This window comes from Corynebacterium faecale (assembly GCF_030408735.1).
Taxonomy (GTDB): domain Bacteria; phylum Actinomycetota; class Actinomycetes; order Mycobacteriales; family Mycobacteriaceae; genus Corynebacterium; species Corynebacterium faecale.
In genome coordinates this window covers 2,802,849-2,817,855 of sequence record NZ_CP047204.1, presented here as the reverse complement: position 1 = coordinate 2,817,855, position 15,007 = coordinate 2,802,849, and the positions used below count along the sequence as shown (strand labels likewise).

Annotated in this window: 14 protein-coding genes; 7 read left to right on the top strand and 7 right to left on the bottom strand. The window is 59.9% G+C overall.

The window, feature by feature from the left end:
- Positions 1-59 precede the first annotated feature (59 nt).
- Positions 60-974, top strand: a complete 915-nt coding sequence (locus tag CFAEC_RS12740) for a LysR family transcriptional regulator (RefSeq protein ID WP_290277399.1) — start codon at positions 60-62, stop codon at positions 972-974.
- 269 nt (positions 975-1,243) lie between these two features.
- A complete protein-coding gene (locus tag CFAEC_RS12735) occupies positions 1,244-3,223 on the top strand; it encodes a BCCT family transporter (protein WP_290277397.1) in 1,980 nt (659 codons plus the stop codon).
- 105 nt (positions 3,224-3,328) lie between these two features.
- Here the strand turns inward: CFAEC_RS12735 and CFAEC_RS12730 are convergent, their stop codons facing one another.
- Positions 3,329-3,931 (bottom strand): superoxide dismutase, encoded by a 603-nt coding sequence (locus CFAEC_RS12730; protein WP_290277395.1) that lies wholly within the window; start codon positions 3,929-3,931, stop codon positions 3,329-3,331.
- Between the two features lie 254 nt (positions 3,932-4,185).
- On the opposite strand from CFAEC_RS12730, the gene msrA reads away from it, so the two are divergent.
- Positions 4,186-4,839 (top strand): peptide-methionine (S)-S-oxide reductase MsrA, encoded by a 654-nt coding sequence (gene msrA, locus CFAEC_RS12725; RefSeq protein WP_290277393.1) that lies wholly within the window; start codon positions 4,186-4,188, stop codon positions 4,837-4,839.
- 129 nt (positions 4,840-4,968) lie between these two features.
- Here msrA and CFAEC_RS12720 read toward each other — a convergent pair whose 3' ends face one another.
- Positions 4,969-5,904 carry a LysR family transcriptional regulator gene (locus tag CFAEC_RS12720; RefSeq protein WP_290277392.1) on the bottom strand — a complete coding sequence of 312 codons (936 nt, stop codon included), beginning with the start codon at positions 5,902-5,904 and terminating at the stop codon, positions 4,969-4,971.
- A 176-nt stretch (positions 5,905-6,080) separates the two neighbouring features.
- On the opposite strand from CFAEC_RS12720, the gene CFAEC_RS12715 reads away from it, so the two are divergent.
- From CFAEC_RS12715 to CFAEC_RS12700, 4 genes are read left to right on the top strand one after another with little or no spacing between them, the layout of a single operon-like run.
- Positions 6,081-7,289 carry a cytochrome P450 gene (locus CFAEC_RS12715; RefSeq protein WP_290277390.1) on the top strand — a complete coding sequence of 403 codons (1,209 nt, stop codon included), beginning with the start codon at positions 6,081-6,083 and terminating at the stop codon, positions 7,287-7,289.
- Between the two features lie 59 nt (positions 7,290-7,348).
- A complete protein-coding gene (locus CFAEC_RS12710; RefSeq protein WP_290277389.1) occupies positions 7,349-7,678 on the top strand; it encodes a 2Fe-2S iron-sulfur cluster-binding protein in 330 nt (109 codons plus the stop codon).
- Between the two features lie 14 nt (positions 7,679-7,692).
- Positions 7,693-8,946 carry an NAD(P)/FAD-dependent oxidoreductase gene (locus tag CFAEC_RS12705; protein ID WP_290277388.1) on the top strand — a complete coding sequence of 418 codons (1,254 nt, stop codon included), beginning with the start codon at positions 7,693-7,695 and terminating at the stop codon, positions 8,944-8,946.
- Between the two features lie 13 nt (positions 8,947-8,959).
- Positions 8,960-10,351 (top strand): MFS transporter, encoded by a 1,392-nt coding sequence (locus CFAEC_RS12700; protein ID WP_290277386.1) that lies wholly within the window; start codon positions 8,960-8,962, stop codon positions 10,349-10,351.
- A gap of 89 nt (positions 10,352-10,440) precedes the next feature.
- Here CFAEC_RS12700 and CFAEC_RS12695 read toward each other — a convergent pair whose 3' ends face one another.
- The 5 genes from CFAEC_RS12695 to CFAEC_RS12675 all read right to left on the bottom strand — a co-directional run bounded on the left by CFAEC_RS12695 (position 10,441) and on the right by CFAEC_RS12675 (position 14,960).
- On the bottom strand, positions 10,441-11,703 hold the full coding sequence (locus tag CFAEC_RS12695) for an alpha-hydroxy acid oxidase (protein WP_290277385.1): 1,263 nt from the start codon (positions 11,701-11,703) through the stop codon (positions 10,441-10,443).
- Between the two features lie 474 nt (positions 11,704-12,177).
- Entirely contained in the window at positions 12,178-12,966 is a 789-nt protein-coding gene (locus CFAEC_RS12690; RefSeq protein WP_290277383.1) for a metallophosphoesterase family protein, read from the bottom strand.
- Between the two features lie 7 nt (positions 12,967-12,973).
- Positions 12,974-13,654 (bottom strand): FadR/GntR family transcriptional regulator, encoded by a 681-nt coding sequence (locus CFAEC_RS12685; RefSeq protein WP_290277381.1) that lies wholly within the window; start codon positions 13,652-13,654, stop codon positions 12,974-12,976.
- 43 nt (positions 13,655-13,697) lie between these two features.
- The gene (locus CFAEC_RS12680) at positions 13,698-14,243 is read right to left on the bottom strand and encodes an NADPH-dependent FMN reductase (RefSeq protein WP_290277379.1); all 546 of its coding nucleotides are present in this window, start codon (positions 14,241-14,243) and stop codon (positions 13,698-13,700) included.
- A gap of 72 nt (positions 14,244-14,315) precedes the next feature.
- The gene (locus CFAEC_RS12675) at positions 14,316-14,960 is read right to left on the bottom strand and encodes an HAD family hydrolase (protein WP_290277377.1); all 645 of its coding nucleotides are present in this window, start codon (positions 14,958-14,960) and stop codon (positions 14,316-14,318) included.
- Between the last annotated feature and the right edge of the window lie 47 nt (positions 14,961-15,007).

Genomic DNA, 15,007 nt, shown 5'->3' with positions numbered 1-15,007 from the left:
ATTAGTAAAATGTTAGAAACAGCTGTTTTTCATGCACAATCTGCATAAGCTGGGTGAGCATGGAGAACATAGCCGGGGACCTGCGCATCGGAGACCTCCGTTGCTTCATCGAGGTTGCTGAATCAGGTCATCTCACCTCCACTGCGGATCGTCTGGGGATTCCACAGCCGACCTTGTCGCGCCGGATGGCGCGCGTGGAAAAGCACGTGGGAACGCCACTATTTGAACGCGCCGGGCGCCGGTTGTACCTCAACCCCCGCGGGCAGGCGTTTCTGTCGCATGCGCACAGGATTGCCGCTGAGATGGATGCCGCCACCGCCCAGATCGGACGTCTGATGGACCCGGAGCTGGGGACGATCCGGCTGGATTTCATGCATTCACTCGGCACGTGGATGGTGCCAGAACTGATCCGCACGTTCCGCGCCGACCATCCCCGCGTGGAGTTTGAGCTGCACCAGGGCTCCGCCAACAACCTGGTGGAGCGGGTGCTGGGTGATTCAGCTGACCTGGCGCTCGTGGGCCCGAAACCCGCTGCGGTGGGCACCGACCTGGGTTGGGCGCCGCTGCTGCGTCAGCGGCTCGCGCTCGCTGTGCCCGAGGGCCACCGGCTCGACGGTGAGGGGCCGGTGGCGCTGCAGGAGGCTGACGGTGAGCCGTTTGTGGCGATGTTGCCCGGGTTCGGCACCCGGATGCTTCTCGACGCCCTCTCCGCTTCCGTGGGCATCACCCCGGATATCGTCTTTGAATCAATGGAGCTGACCACCGTCGCGGGATTGATCAGCGCCGGATTGGGTGTGGGTGTGCTGCCTTTGGATGATCCCTACCTGCCCACGGTGGGGGTCAACCTCCGTCCACTCCAGCCAGCGAGTTTCCGGGAACTGGGCCTGGTCTGGCGCGTGGGTGCAGACCCCGCCCCGGCTGTCGAGGTGTTCCGGACCTTCGTGGGAGCTTCGCGTTTCGCGGCATCCGCATAGGTGATGTGCAGACACAGGGGCGGTGCCATTCGTATTTCTATTCTCCGGATGCGCTGCTAGGGTCTAACCCTTGCCATATCATCGTTCAATGCCACAGGGGGCGTGACACCATCACAGAGAGCGCACTCAGCTATGCCTGGGTGTAAGTTCTCCTCGGTGGCCTGTCTGGTCAAGGAACAGCCAACACATCCTCGAGGCTCGATGCCCCGATGGTTCCTCTCCCTGCTCTCTTAAAAAGCGAGTTCGTGAGGGATAAGAAAAGGAAAACCATGCCCAACACTCCCCGACAACAATCGGATGAGCACCCCACCACCTCGGAACGTTTCGTCCGACGTGTGAATGACCCTTCAGAAAAAGTCACTGGAAGCCGTTACCCCCATGACCTCCACCCCGGACTGGTTCCCGGCATCAGCGTGGACGAACAGCGCAACCGCTTCGGACTGGACCGCGTTGTGTTCTTCACCACGGCTGTCGTCATCATCGCCTTCATCATCTGGGGTGTGACCAATCCGGGATCAGTATCCTCGGTGTCCTCCACGGCCTATTCATGGGCAATGAGTAATGCAGCCTGGTTACTCAACCTCGTGATGAGCCTCGGTTTATTTGTCATGCTCTTTTTGGCTTTCTCCCGATTCGGCAATATCCCCCTGGGTAAAGATGCCGAAAAGCCGGAGTTCTCCCGGTTCTCCTGGATCGCCATGATGTTCGGCGCTGGAATCGGTGTGGGTATCTTCTTCTTCGGGCCTTCCGAACCGCTGGCGTATTTCCTGTCGCCGCCACCCAACACCGTGGAGGCCGGCACCCCGGAGGCATTACACCAGGCCATGGCGCAGTCCCACTTCCACTGGGGACTGTCCATCTGGGCCCTCTACGCACTGGTCGGTGGCGCGCTGGCGTATTCCACCTACCGTCGTGGCCGTGCGTCACTGATCAGTTCCGTATTCCGACCGTTCCTCGGGGCCAGGCATGCTGAAGGGCCGGTGGCGAGGATCATCGACATCCTGGCGATCATTGCCACGCTCTTCGGCACCGCTGCCACCCTTGGACTCTCCGCCCTGCAGATCGGCCGTGGTGTGGAGATCATCTCCGGAGCCGGCCCACTGACCAACAATGCGATCCTGGTGATCATCGGCCTACTGGGCGTGGCTTTCATCATCAGTGCGGTCTCTGGCGTCGCCCGTGGTATCCGCTACCTGTCCAATATCAACATCACGCTGACCCTGGGGTTGATCGCCTTCGTCTTCATCCTCGGACCCACTCTCTTCCTGCTCAATCTCATTCCGTCCGGAATTTTGACCTACCTGGATGAACTCCTGCCGATGATGGGCAAATCCCTGTCCTGGGGTGAGGACACGATCGAATTCCAAGGGTGGTGGACCGCCTTCTACTGGGCCTGGTGGATCGCGTGGACCCCCTTCGTGGGTATGTTCATCGCCCGCATTTCACGGGGTCGCACCATCAGGGAATTCGCCCTGGTCACCATCGCTGTTCCCAGTTTCATCCTGATCCTGGCCTTCACCATCTTCGGTGGCGCTGCAATCCACTTCCACCGTCAGGGTATCCAGGCATTCGACGGGACAGCTGAAAACGAACAGGTGCTCTTCGCCCTCTTCGACCAGCTTCCCCTCAACAACCTGACCCCGTTCATCCTCATCGCGGTGCTGGCGATCTTCTTCGTCACCTCAGCGGATTCTGCCTCCGTGGTGATGGGAACGATGTCCTCCAAGGGAGATCCCGCCCCGAACAAGATGGTCGTGGTCTTCTGGGGTCTGTGCATGATGGGTATCGCGGTGGTCATGCTTCTCGCTGGAGGCGAGACCACGCTGACTGCGCTGCAGAACCTCACGATTCTCATCGCCCTGCCCTTCTCCATCGTGTTGATCCTGATGACGGTGGCATTCCTCCGCGATCTCACGACTGACCCGGCTGCCATCCGTCGTAGCTATGCCACCGCGGCTGTGCGCAATGCCGTGGTTCGCGGTCTTGAGGAACACGGTGATGATTTTGAGTTGGCAGTCGCCGCATCCCCGGAGGGCAAGGGTGCCGGCGCCGGCTTCGATTCCACCGCAGACCGTGTCACCGGGTGGTATCAACGCACCGATGAGGATGGGAACAATATTGATTATGACTACACGACCGGTGAATGGGAGGACGGCTGGACACTTGAAGCCAGCGATGCTTCCAGAGCCACTGCAGATCAGGGGGATCAGGGGATGGAGGATATAACCTCCTCTGATAACGCCAGGTAATCAGGTGGCGCCGTGCGCATGATAAAAGGCTGGGTTCCAGGAGTTTTCCTCCTGGAACCCAGCCTTTTGTTCACCATGGCCCTCAGAGATCCGAGGGGTCAGTGGTTACTTGGATGCAGATGCGAAACGCTGTGCAACGTCGTCCCAGTTGAAGACGTTCCAGACTGCCTTGACGTAATCAGCCTTGACGTTCTTGTACTGCAGGTAGAAGGCGTGCTCCCACATGTCGAGCATCAGCAGTGGGGTGATGTCGATGGAGATGTTGCCCTGCTGATCGGTCAGCTGCTCGATGACGAGGCGACCTGCGATGTGGTCATAGCCCAGAACGGCCCAGCCGGAACCCTGCAGGCCGAGGGCGGCAGAGTTGAAGTGGTCCTGGAACTTGGCGAAAGAACCGAAGTCGCGGTTGATGGCCTCAGCCAGCTCACCGGTAGGCTCGCCGCCACCGTTCGGGGAAAGGTTCTTCCAGAAAACGGAGTGGTTGGTGTGTCCACCCAGGTTGAACGCAAGGTTCTTGGAGAGCGCGCGGATCTGGTCCGGGTTGGTGCCCTCCTCGCGTGCCTTCTCGAGTGCTTCGAGGGCGGCGTTTGCGCCACCTACGTAGGTTGCGTGGTGCTTGGAGTGGTGGAGCTCCATGATCTCAGCCGCGATGTGTGGCTCGAGAGCGTCGTATGCGTAATCAAGTTCTGGAAGTTCGTAAACAGCCATGTTGTTTCCTTTCATTGGGTTCGGCACCGAGCATATACAGATTTTGGCAACTCGTCAGCGAGTGCCCTCCACATGGGTGATGCCGCTAGCAAACAATTATAGGCGATTTTGTTGATAAAGCAACGACTTTTATGCAAATCCTATTTATTTATTGCAGTCAATGGATGCCACCAACAGGGAATAGCGCAGCGGAATTCATGGTTGTGGGGGAGTAGAGTCGCAACCACAAAACCCTCTATGGAAGGAACTTCACGATGGCATGGTTTTTCTCCCCCGAGCCGGTGATGGTGACGCCTGAGGAAGCCCTCAAGGGTGGACGGCATCCTGTCCTGGAATCACCGCAACCCCACACCGTTCTGGGTACCCCGGTGACCGGCCCCTGGAAAGAGGGGCAGAAGCGCGTCTGGATCGGTTTGGGCTGTTTCTGGGGTGTGGAGCAGATGTACTGGCAGGTGGACGGTGTGGAATCCACCTCCGCAGGTTATGCCGGTGGTTTCACCCCGAATCCGACCTACCGCGAGGTCTGCTCCGGGCGCACCGGCCACACCGAGATCGTGGAGGTGGTCTACGATCCGGAGAAGGTGAGTCTCGGTGAATTGGTTGCCATGGGTCTGGAGGCGCACGATCCCACACAGGGCTACCGCCAGGGCAACGATGTGGGCACCCAGTACCGCTCCGCCTACTTCGCGGAAACCGAGGAGGATGTGGACACCATCCGCAAGATTGTCTCCGCCTATGGTGAAGACCTGAAATCACACGGTTTCGGGGAGATCACCACTGAAATCGGCGTCATCGCACCGGAGGACTACTACCTCGCTGAGGACTATCACCAGCAGTACCTGGACAAGAACCCCGATGGTTACTGCCCGCATCACTCCACCGGTATTCCCTGTGGAGTGAGGGAGTAGTCTGCGCCTGTGATCGGCGGAAGCGGTCACCTTTCCTGCTGAAACTGCTGAAACTTCTGAATCTTCCGCTTCTGTCCAACAGGGGGCAGGTCCATCCGATCCCCGGACACTGCCTGCTCCCTCCGGTTGTTAATGCTGGTTCCCCGGTGAGGCGGCACTGAAACTCTTGAGGGTTTCAGTCACATAATCGATAAAAACCTGGATGCGGCGGGGCTCTCCGGAGGGGAGGGTGCGCCAGGCGAGAAAGATATCAATCGGGGTGGGTCGGGGAGACAGGGGAATGGATACCACCTCGGAGCCGTCTACGGTGAGGTTGTGTCCATAGGCCTGTAGCAGGATGGTGTATCCGAGTCCCGCGCCCACAAGAGCGCGGGCCAGGGCAGCCTCCTTTATCTCCCAGGCGGTTTTCGGGCTCACCCCGGCGTTTTCGAACCAGCTCAGGGTGTTTTCCCGGCTGGGGTTGACATCGAGCAGGATGAAATTATCCTCCGCCAGTTCCTTGAGCGTGATGGTGGCCTTGCGTGCCAGGGGGTGACCTTTGGCCAGCAGCACGTAGGGGTAGCGGCGCTGGATGGAGCGGAATTTCAGATCGGCGCTCAGGAACCGGTTGTAGGTGAGGGCGATGTCGATCTCGCCCTTGTCAAACATCTCATTGAGTTCGGACTGGCTGCCGCTTTGGAGCTTGAAATTCACGTGGGGGTGGGCTTTGGAAAAACGGGCCAGGATCATGGGGAGCAGGGCTGCAGAAAGCGATGAATAGCAGCCCAACCTGATGGTTCCATGGAGTTCCTGGGAGGTTTCCGAGACCGCAAGAACGGCGGCCTGGGCATCTTCCAGGAGGTGTAGTGCCTTGTCCCGTAGATGTTCTCCATGGGTGGTCAGCTGCATTCCCTTGGATCTTCTTCTTTCAAAGAGGGTTACACCCAGGCCTTTCTCCAATTCGGTGATGGCGGAGGAGACCGCAGAGGGGGAGCTCATCAGGTCAATGGCCCCGTTGGCGATACTGCCTGCCCGTGCGACGGCGATGAAGGCTTCCAGTTGGCGGTAGGTGAAGGGGACGGACATGGTTCCCACCTTTCATTCCACGATTTTATCGATGATCTTAGTCGGATTTATACGTTTGACCCGTGGTTGTGTGTTGCTTCACAATAGGTTCCAGTTGAAGTTCAGGACACTATTTCCAGAGTGGCTGACGGTATCCAGGCCACCACCATTCATCGATAAAAATCAGGGAGATTCTCATGACCACCAACACCGCAACCCCCGTCACCACAGGCACAACAGCACCTGTTGCAGATTGGGTCACCATTGCAGACCTCTACAACGATCCGTACCCCATCTACCGCCGACTCCGTGAGGAGGCACCCATCCACTGGGTGCCGGCAATCAACCGTTACCTGGTGGTCGGTTACTCCGCATGCCAGCACATTGATCACGACATGGAGAATTTCACCGCTGATGAGCAGGGCTCCCTGATGAAGCGCGCGATGGGGCATTCCATGTTGCGCAAGGATGACCCGGAGCATACCTATGACCGTCAAGGTTATGGCAACGTGCTCAAACCCAAGGCCATCAAGAGCACCTGGACGGACATTTTCGAACGCAACACCACCACCTACCTGGATCACTACCGTGCGCTGGGGCCGGGGGCGGATCTACACACCGAATTTGCTGCTCCCCTCGCAGCGGAAAATCTCCGCGCGATCCTGGGTTTTGAAAATATCACCCAGCAGGACCTGCAGCGCTGGTCTCAGGCACTGATCGACGGGACTGGCAACTATGCCGATGATCCCGAGGTCTGGGCACGCAGTGAACAAGCATTCAACGAGGTGGATGAGGCCATCTATGAGATGATGCCCCGCCTGAAGGAGAACCCGAACCACACTCTGTTGTCTCAGGTGTTCGCCTATGGAATGGAGATGACCAACCTGCGCGCCAATATCAAGATGACCATCGGTGGCGGACTCAATGAGCCCCGCGATGTGATTGGCACCTTGACCTGGGCCCTGCTCTCCAACCCGGAGCAGGCCGCAGCGGTCCGTGCAGATGAATCACTGTGGCTGCGTGCCTTTGATGAATCAGTGCGATGGGTTGCACCGATCGGAATGTACTCCCGGCAGGTGAAACAGGACGTCACCCTGGAAGGCATCCACCTGCCAGCCGGGGCGCGCCTGGGCATCAACGTGGGGGCCGCCAACCGGGATCCAGCCCAGTTCTCCAACCCGGAGAGCTTTGATATCCACCGCGAGAAGCTCCCACACCTTGGTTTCGGGTCCGGAATCCACTTCTGTGCCGGTGCCTGGATTGCCAAGACCATGGTCGCTCAGATCGCAGTGCCACGACTCTTCCGTGAATTCGACGGGCTGGCGCTGGACCCTGGGCAACCGGCACGTGAGGGCGGTTGGGTCTTCCGCGGAATGACCAGCCTGCCACTGACCTGGAATGCCTAACCCCTCCCATCTTTGACACCACCATCCGAAGCACCAGAGAAGTAAAGGAATCAACAGCCATGTCCACCATCACCTACACCCTTCCAAACGGCACCCAGAGGGATGTCGATGTCTCTACCGAAACCTCCGTCATGCAGGCCGCCCTGGCCAATAGCGTCCCCGGAATCGTCGGCGAATGTGGTGGTCAGGCTATGTGTGCCACGTGCCATGTCTACGTCGATGATGAGTTTTTGGACCAGCTTCCAGAAATGTCAGAGGACGAGGAGGAAATGCTGGAGGTGACCTCATCCGAACGCGATGAACAGCGCAGCCGGCTCGGTTGCCAGATCAAGGTTGGTCCTGGATACCTGGATTCCGTCCAGGTGACCCTGCCGGCCACGCAGGTATAGGGAAGGGATATGTCATGACTGATCAGAACCCGATTCTCATCATCGGTGCCGGCCAGGCCGGAGTGCAGGTTGCGGATTCCCTGCGCGCCGAAGGTTACCGCGGTCAGGTAGCTGTGCTTAACCCCGAGAAGATCCTCCCCTACCAACGTCCCCAGCTGTCGAAGGATTTTCTCACCGCTGATGAGAGCACACCGGTCCTGCCCCTGCGTGGTGAGGACTTCTACAGGGAAAACCAGATTGAACTCCTGCATAATGCCGCTGTATCGGGCATCGAACCTGCCACCCACACCGTCCACCTGGAGGAGGGTGGGCAGCTCCACTATTCCCAGCTGGTGATCGCCACCGGCACGCGGGCACGTGAAATGAACATCCCTGGCTCGCACCTGGAAGGCATCCACCACGTCCGGACCCTCGACGATGCCCGGGGTTTGAGAACCGAGCTGGCATCCGCACGCCGCATCGTGGTGGTCGGCGCCGGATTCATCGGACTGGAGGTGGCGGCGGCAGCTGTCAAACTCGGGATCGAGGTGACGGTGCTGTCCGGATGCCAGGCACCCATGGCCAGGTCGGTCAGTGCATCAGTCTCGGAATGGTTCAGCAGGTATCACCGCGACCGTGGGGTGCACCTGGTGGATGGGGCGTCCGCGTCCTCCTTTGAGGGTTCTGCAGGATGTGTGGATGTGGTGATCAGTGACACCGGTCAGCGCTATCCAGCTGATCTCGTGGTGGTGGGCATCGGTGCATTGCCCAATGTTGAATTTCTCGAAGGTTCCGGGTTGGAGCTCAATAACGGTGTCTGCGTGGATGACCACCTGCGCACCAACATCCCGGGTATCTGGGCCCTGGGGGATTGCGCTGTCCTCCCCTCCCGCCAGCGCCTTGAATCCGTACAGAATGCCACGGACCAGGGTCGACTTCTCGCCCGGAACCTGGTGGCGTCAAACAACCTCCTGCCGCTGGAAGGGTATGACGCACTGCCCTGGTTCTGGTCGCATCAGGGTGATGCCAAACTCCAGATCGCCGGTCTGCGTCCGCACAGTCATGGTGAACCGTTGCTGCTCGGTAGCCCGGAGAACAAGAAATTCTCAGTATTGATCTTCGATGACTTCGATGAGCTGGTGGCTGTCGAATCAGTGAATTCCCCGGCCGATCACATGGCGGCCCGCAAGATCCTCTCCCAACCCCTGCCACTGACCCGTGAAGTGGCCGGTGCCACCGGTTTCACCCTCAAAGCCCATTCCCGCGCTGTTCCTGCCATCTCCTCCTAAAAGGAAGTCTGTCATGACTGTTACATCCACCACGGCTAAGCCGACCTCTCAACGTCGCGTAGCGTTCGCCACCATTGCCGGTACCACTGTTGAGTGGTATGACTTTTTCATCTACGCACAGGCTGCAGGCCTGGTGTTCTCCCAAATCATGTTCCAACCCGCCGGACCGCAATTCGCCCTGATTCTCTCCTTCGTTTCCGTCGGCATCAGTTTCCTCTTCCGCCCCCTGGGCGCTTTCCTCGCAGGGCATCTCGGTGACCGTTATGGGCGCAGGGCGGTATTGGTGGGAACCCTGGTCCTCATGGGTGCAGCCACCACCTTGATCGGTCTTTTGCCCACCTACGCCATGGTCGGTATCGCGGCCCCGATCCTGTTGATTCTGCTGCGCATCATCCAGGGAATCTCCGCAGGTGGCGAATGGGGTGGAGCAGCCCTCATGGCTGTGGAACACTCCCCGGCCAAGAGTCGTGGCCTGGCAGGAACCTACCCCCAGCTTGGTGTGCCCCTGGGTATGCTGCTGGCATCTGGGGTTTTCGCCCTGATGACCGGTGTGATCGCGCCGGGCGACGCCTTCCTGGAATGGGGTTGGCGCGTCCCCTTCCTGATCAGCTTTGTTCTGGTGCTGATCGGTCACTTCATCCGACGTTCTGTGGATGAGTCCCCGGTCTTCCTGGAGATTGCTGACCGCAAGGAGCAGACCAAGGCGCCAGTGGCCACCCTGTTCAAGTATCACTGGCCACTGATCATCTGCGCGGCACTGCTGTTTGCCGGTAATAATGCGGGCGGTTACATGACCACCGGTGGATTCCTCACCGCCTATGCCACCAACCCCATCGGCCCACTGGCGCTGGATCCCACCCCGGTTCTGTTGGCGGTCACCGTCGCCTCCGGAGTCTGGTTCTTCGCCACCCTCGCAGGCGGGATCATCAGTGACCGCATCGGGCGACGCCCCACCTTCCTACTGGGTTATGCCTGGCTGGTGCTCATGGCCTTCCCGTTGTTCTTCCTCATCAACACCGGTGACATCCTCCTCGTGACTCTGGGTATGAGCCTTTTCGCAGTGGGGCTCGGATTCACCTACGGCCCCCAGGCATCCTGGTATGCAGAGCTCTTCCCCGCAAATGTCAGGTTCTCCGGTGTGGCCATCTCCTACGCCATCGGAGCCATCCTCGGCGGGGCTTTCGCACCCACGATCGCACAGGGTCTGCTCAGTGCAACCGGAACCACCCATTCGGTATCGATCTATCTCATCATCATGTTCCTCATCTCCTCCGCAGCGGCACTGTTGCTGCAGGACAAGCCCGGTCGTTCCCTCGGTATCTCCGAACAGGTGGATCAGGAACGTTATGCCTCCCTGCGGACCTCCAGGGCCTATCAGGAAAATAAGGTTACGGTCGAGGTCTGATCTTTTCCCCGGGTAGGAAAATCCCATCGTCATTACAGGCGATGGGATTTTTTCCGGTGGTGCTTGCTGTTGGGCGTCGACAAGCTCTTTTAAAGCTCAGCCGCCGCCGTCCGGGTGGTCTCGGAGACCGGAACCAGCCTGGTCAGCTGGGTGACGTGGTGGGGTTCCAGCTCGTCGAGCGTGGACACGCCGAGCAGCGCCATGGTGCGGGTGATCTCGGTGCGCAGGATCCCGATGGCGCGGTCCACGCCCTGACGTCCGCCGGCCATGAGGCCGTAGAGGTAGGCGCGGCCGATGAGGGTGAAATCAGCACCGAGGGCGACGGCGGCAACAATGTCCGCGCCGTTCATGATGCCGGTGTCGATCATCACGGTGGCATCCGGGCCGACCTCCTTACGCACCTTCGGAAGCAGGTGGAAGGGGACAGGTGCGCGGTCGAGCTGGCGGCCGCCGTGGTTGGAGAGGATGAGACCATCTACGCCCTCATCCAGCAGACGGACCGCGTCGGGGACGTTCTGCACCCCCTTGACCAGCAGTTTGCCGGGCCACAGTTCACGGATGATCTTGAGGTCCTCATAGGAGATGGTGGGATCCATCGCGGAGTTGAGCAGATCGCCCACGGTGCCGCCGGTGGAGGACAGGGAGGCGAATTCCAGGGTCGGGGTGGTGAGGAAATCGATCCACCACCACGGGCGGGGGAGTGCGTCCAGGATGGTGGCGGGGGTCAGCTGCGGTGGGATGGAGAAACCATTGCGGGTATCCCGGATGCGGTAACCGGCGATGGGGGTGTCCACGGTGAACATCAGGGTGTCAAAGCCGGCCGCTGCGGCACGTTCCACCAGGCCGTAGGAGATCTCACGGTCGCGCATGACATAGAGCTGGAACCAGTTGCGGCCATGCGGGTTGGTGGCTTTCACATCCTCAATGGAGGTGGTGCCCAGTGTGGACAGCGTGAAGGGGATGCCCGCTGCCCCTGCGGCACCGGCACCGGCGATCTCACCTTCGGTCTGCATGAGGCGGGTGAAACCGGTGGGGGCGATGCCGAACGGCAGTGCGGAATGGCCACCGAGGATCGGGGTGGAGGGATCCACATTTTCTGCCGGCTTGAGGATGTCCGGGTGGAACTCGATGTTCTCGAAAGCTTCACGCGCCCGTTTGATGGACAGCTCGGCTTCCGCGGCGCCATCGGTGTAGTCGAAGGCGGCGGCCGGGGTGCGCCGCTTGGCGATGCTGCGCAGATCGTAGATGGTCAGCGCGGAATCCAGACGGCGTTTCCTGCCGTTGAGCTCTGGTTTTTTGAACTTCATCAGTTCAAGCATTTCGGATGGGTTGGGCAGCTGGCGTTTGACCATGGGAGTGGGGGTCCTTCCTGGTGAGAGGCTTAGAAGCGATGGTAGTTGTGCTGGGACGGGTGTGAACCGGTGTGTGTGAAGATCGCACTGCCGTTGGGGAAGAAAATCTTGTTGAACACCAATGCGGACACTTCTGCTGAGGCTGCCGAAGAGCACCCGCTTGTCACGGTGGCCTCATTTCTTCCGGGAGGGGCCGCTTGGCCAGACCATGTGGTCTGACCACAAAAATGTAAGGCGGTTCACCTTTTAATGTCAATGGTTGCGCGGTGCGCAGGGGGTGCGCTTTCCTGTGGCACGGCTAAAGGCACTGCTTATCGACGATCGACTCACCCCCACACTTCTCACCTGGGGGCATTTCAGGTCGAGTGTGTGGGGTGAGAGCTATAGCCATCTTGGTTTTGCATATCTGTCACTTGCCCAATACTCCAGCGCCGGAGGGCCTCTTCAGTTCCATGGAGCGAACAACCTGGACTGTTAATTAATCTGCATCACGGGAAACGGCCATGGGCGCTGCACATGCGGTGGGTGCTCCTCAAAGGGGTAGCCGAGGGACACTTCGATGTGACTGATGCCATCCACACGCGTTTCTGCTGGGATATGCAGGTGACCATGGATGGCCATGATGGCGTTGTATTTCACGGCCCAGTCACGGGTGGCGGTGGTGCCACACCACAGGGCGATGTCTTGGAATCGGAGGCGGTGTGTGGGTTCGATGACCAGGGGCCAGTGGTTGACCAACACCTTTGGTCCCCTGATGGCATCGAGTCGGTCTTCGGTGTACTCGATTCTCCCGGCACACCATTGTTCGATGTTGACGTAGGGGGCGATGGCGAGCTCGTCGTCAAGCTTTACCTTGGCCTGCGCCACCGCCTGCTGGGCGGTGAGGCCCGGCAGGCGGAAAGAGTAGTCATAGAGGGTGAACAGTGGGCAGACGGTCACCCGGCCGAATACCGGATAGGGGTCTTCCGGCGTGATCACGCCGATGGCGCGCAGCTGACCGACCAGTGCCCGGTAGCGGGCCTTGCCATTGACGCGATCGGTCGTGCGGTTGAATAACTCGTGGTTGCCGGGAACCCAGATCACGGTGTGGAAACGCTGCTTCAGCGCGGTGAGGGTGCGCACCACATCAGGGATGCGCTCCGCCACATCACCCGCGACGATCAACCAGTCACCGAGATCCTGCGGGACAAGGCGATCCACCGTGGCCTGGTTCTCGGGGAAGGTGACGTGGAGATCACTGACCGCCCATAACGTGCGCACCATGGCCCACCTACCCCTGTGTTTCCTCGTAGTAGCCGGTGATGTGCCGATGGATCAGCTCTGCGGCCTCCTCGCGCCGGCCTTCCCGCAATGCTGAAAGGATGGCGCGGTGCTCGACCTGGAGCCTGGCCGCGGTGGTGGACCAATCCGGTAACGCCTGCGCGCGGGTCACGGTGTGATCAGCAACAGATGTGCGCAGGGCATCCATGAGTGTGCTGATCAGCGGATTCGATGCGGACTTGGATAGCACCACATGAAACTGGGCATCGAACGCCAGAAACTCCGCTAATGGCAGCGCGGGATCATCCATGATGTCGAGGAGTTTTTCCGCTGAGGTCCAATCACCACGCTCCGGCACGGAGTGGAGAGCCGCCCACCCCTCCAGGAGATGGCGGGTTTCATAGACATCATGGTGCCCGACCTGGCTCGTGGCCAGCTGCAGGGTCAGAGATAACGACAAAGCCTGCTCCGGGGCGGCGGTGATGATGGTGCCCGCGCGTGGCCCGGAACCGGTGGCGCTGGAAATGCTGCCCAGCGCCTCCAGGACGCGGAGGGCCTCCCGGAGCGAACTCCGGGACACCCCGAGGGTGTCCGCGAGGGTGCGTTCACTGGGAAGGTGATCCCCAATGCTGAGCCGACCGCTCTTCATTTCCTCGGTGACCCAGTTCATGACGATTTCGTGCGCTTTCATTACCGCTCAGTATCGCACGGGCCGGGAGTGGAAAGTGGAATTATCAGCGCTTGCCCGCCTCCAGCAGTGCCTCCACCACCCCTTCCAGCTCGCCGGGGCGACGCTCATTCGGGGTGAAGGCGCCATCTTTATTTTCAGTGAAGGTGGAGAAAGTGACCTGGGCGCGGACATCGTACATGTTGAAATTGCCCACGACCTGACGCCACTGTTCCACGGCACGCACGCCCTCAGCGGCGCCGTAGGACGCGAATCCCACCGGCTTGCCCCACCACTCCATGCCCAGGACATCGAAGGCATTCTTGAACGCACCGGGGACCCCGTGGTTGTACTCAGGGGTGATGAACAAGAACGCATCACAGGAATCAATGGCCTGAGACCACCGGGTGACGTTCTCATCGTCGTACTTCTTATCGGCTGCACCCGGAACTGTTTCAGCCTCCAGGAGGGGAACGTTGAATTCCTGGAGATCCAGCAGTTCATACTGCACGCCGTCATCAGTGCGGGCCTGAACCTGATCCATGATCCAGTCAGCGACCCCCTCACCGAATCGTCCCTTGCGGATACTGCCGAGAATGATGCCGATTTTCATGCTGTGCTCCTTCAGTGGATTGTGTGCGGTTTCCTGCCATAGTAGGGGCGCTATTGCGAGCCGGCAGGGAAGTCAGCCGAAGGTGACCTGATCCAGGGATGTGGCATCGGTTCTGGGGTCGGTTCCGCTGCGGTCGATGTACCAGGCTGTCCAACCCAGTTCGCGGGGTTTTTCCACATCGTTGATCCAGTCATCGCCGATGATGGTGGCGGTGGTGGCCTCAAGGCGTGCGAGGGCGCGTGAATACATCTCCGGGCGGGGTTTTGCTGAATCCAGGGTGGTGGCGGCCAACATGACCAACCCGGGGAGGTTCAAACCGGTGCGGTCTAGTTTCTCCTGCTGCATTTCTTCACCACCGTTGGTGAGGATTCCCACCGGATTGCCGGTGGCCAGGGCCCGTTCCAGACAGGACAGGGCATCGTCGTAGGCGGTCCAGTTCTCTTCGTAGGCCCGAAGATAACCGGTGTAGATCTCATCGCAGGCAGCATCGTCCATCTCCCGGCCGGTGTAGGCGCGGACACGGTCCCGGCGCTGCCCGAGGTGGGTGGTTTCGCCGCGCTCGAAACGGGCGAAACCCCATTTATCCAATTCGATCCACCGCTCGAAATCCGGCTCCAGACCGATGGTGGGGGACCACACCGTCAACGCCGCATGGGCTGCGCTGGTGTGGTCCACGAGGGTGCCGTCCAGATCAAAGAGAATCGCCTGCTGGTTCATGAGTCTGATTTTAGGGGGTTCCCGGTGGGTGGGAGCTCTTGGAGAGC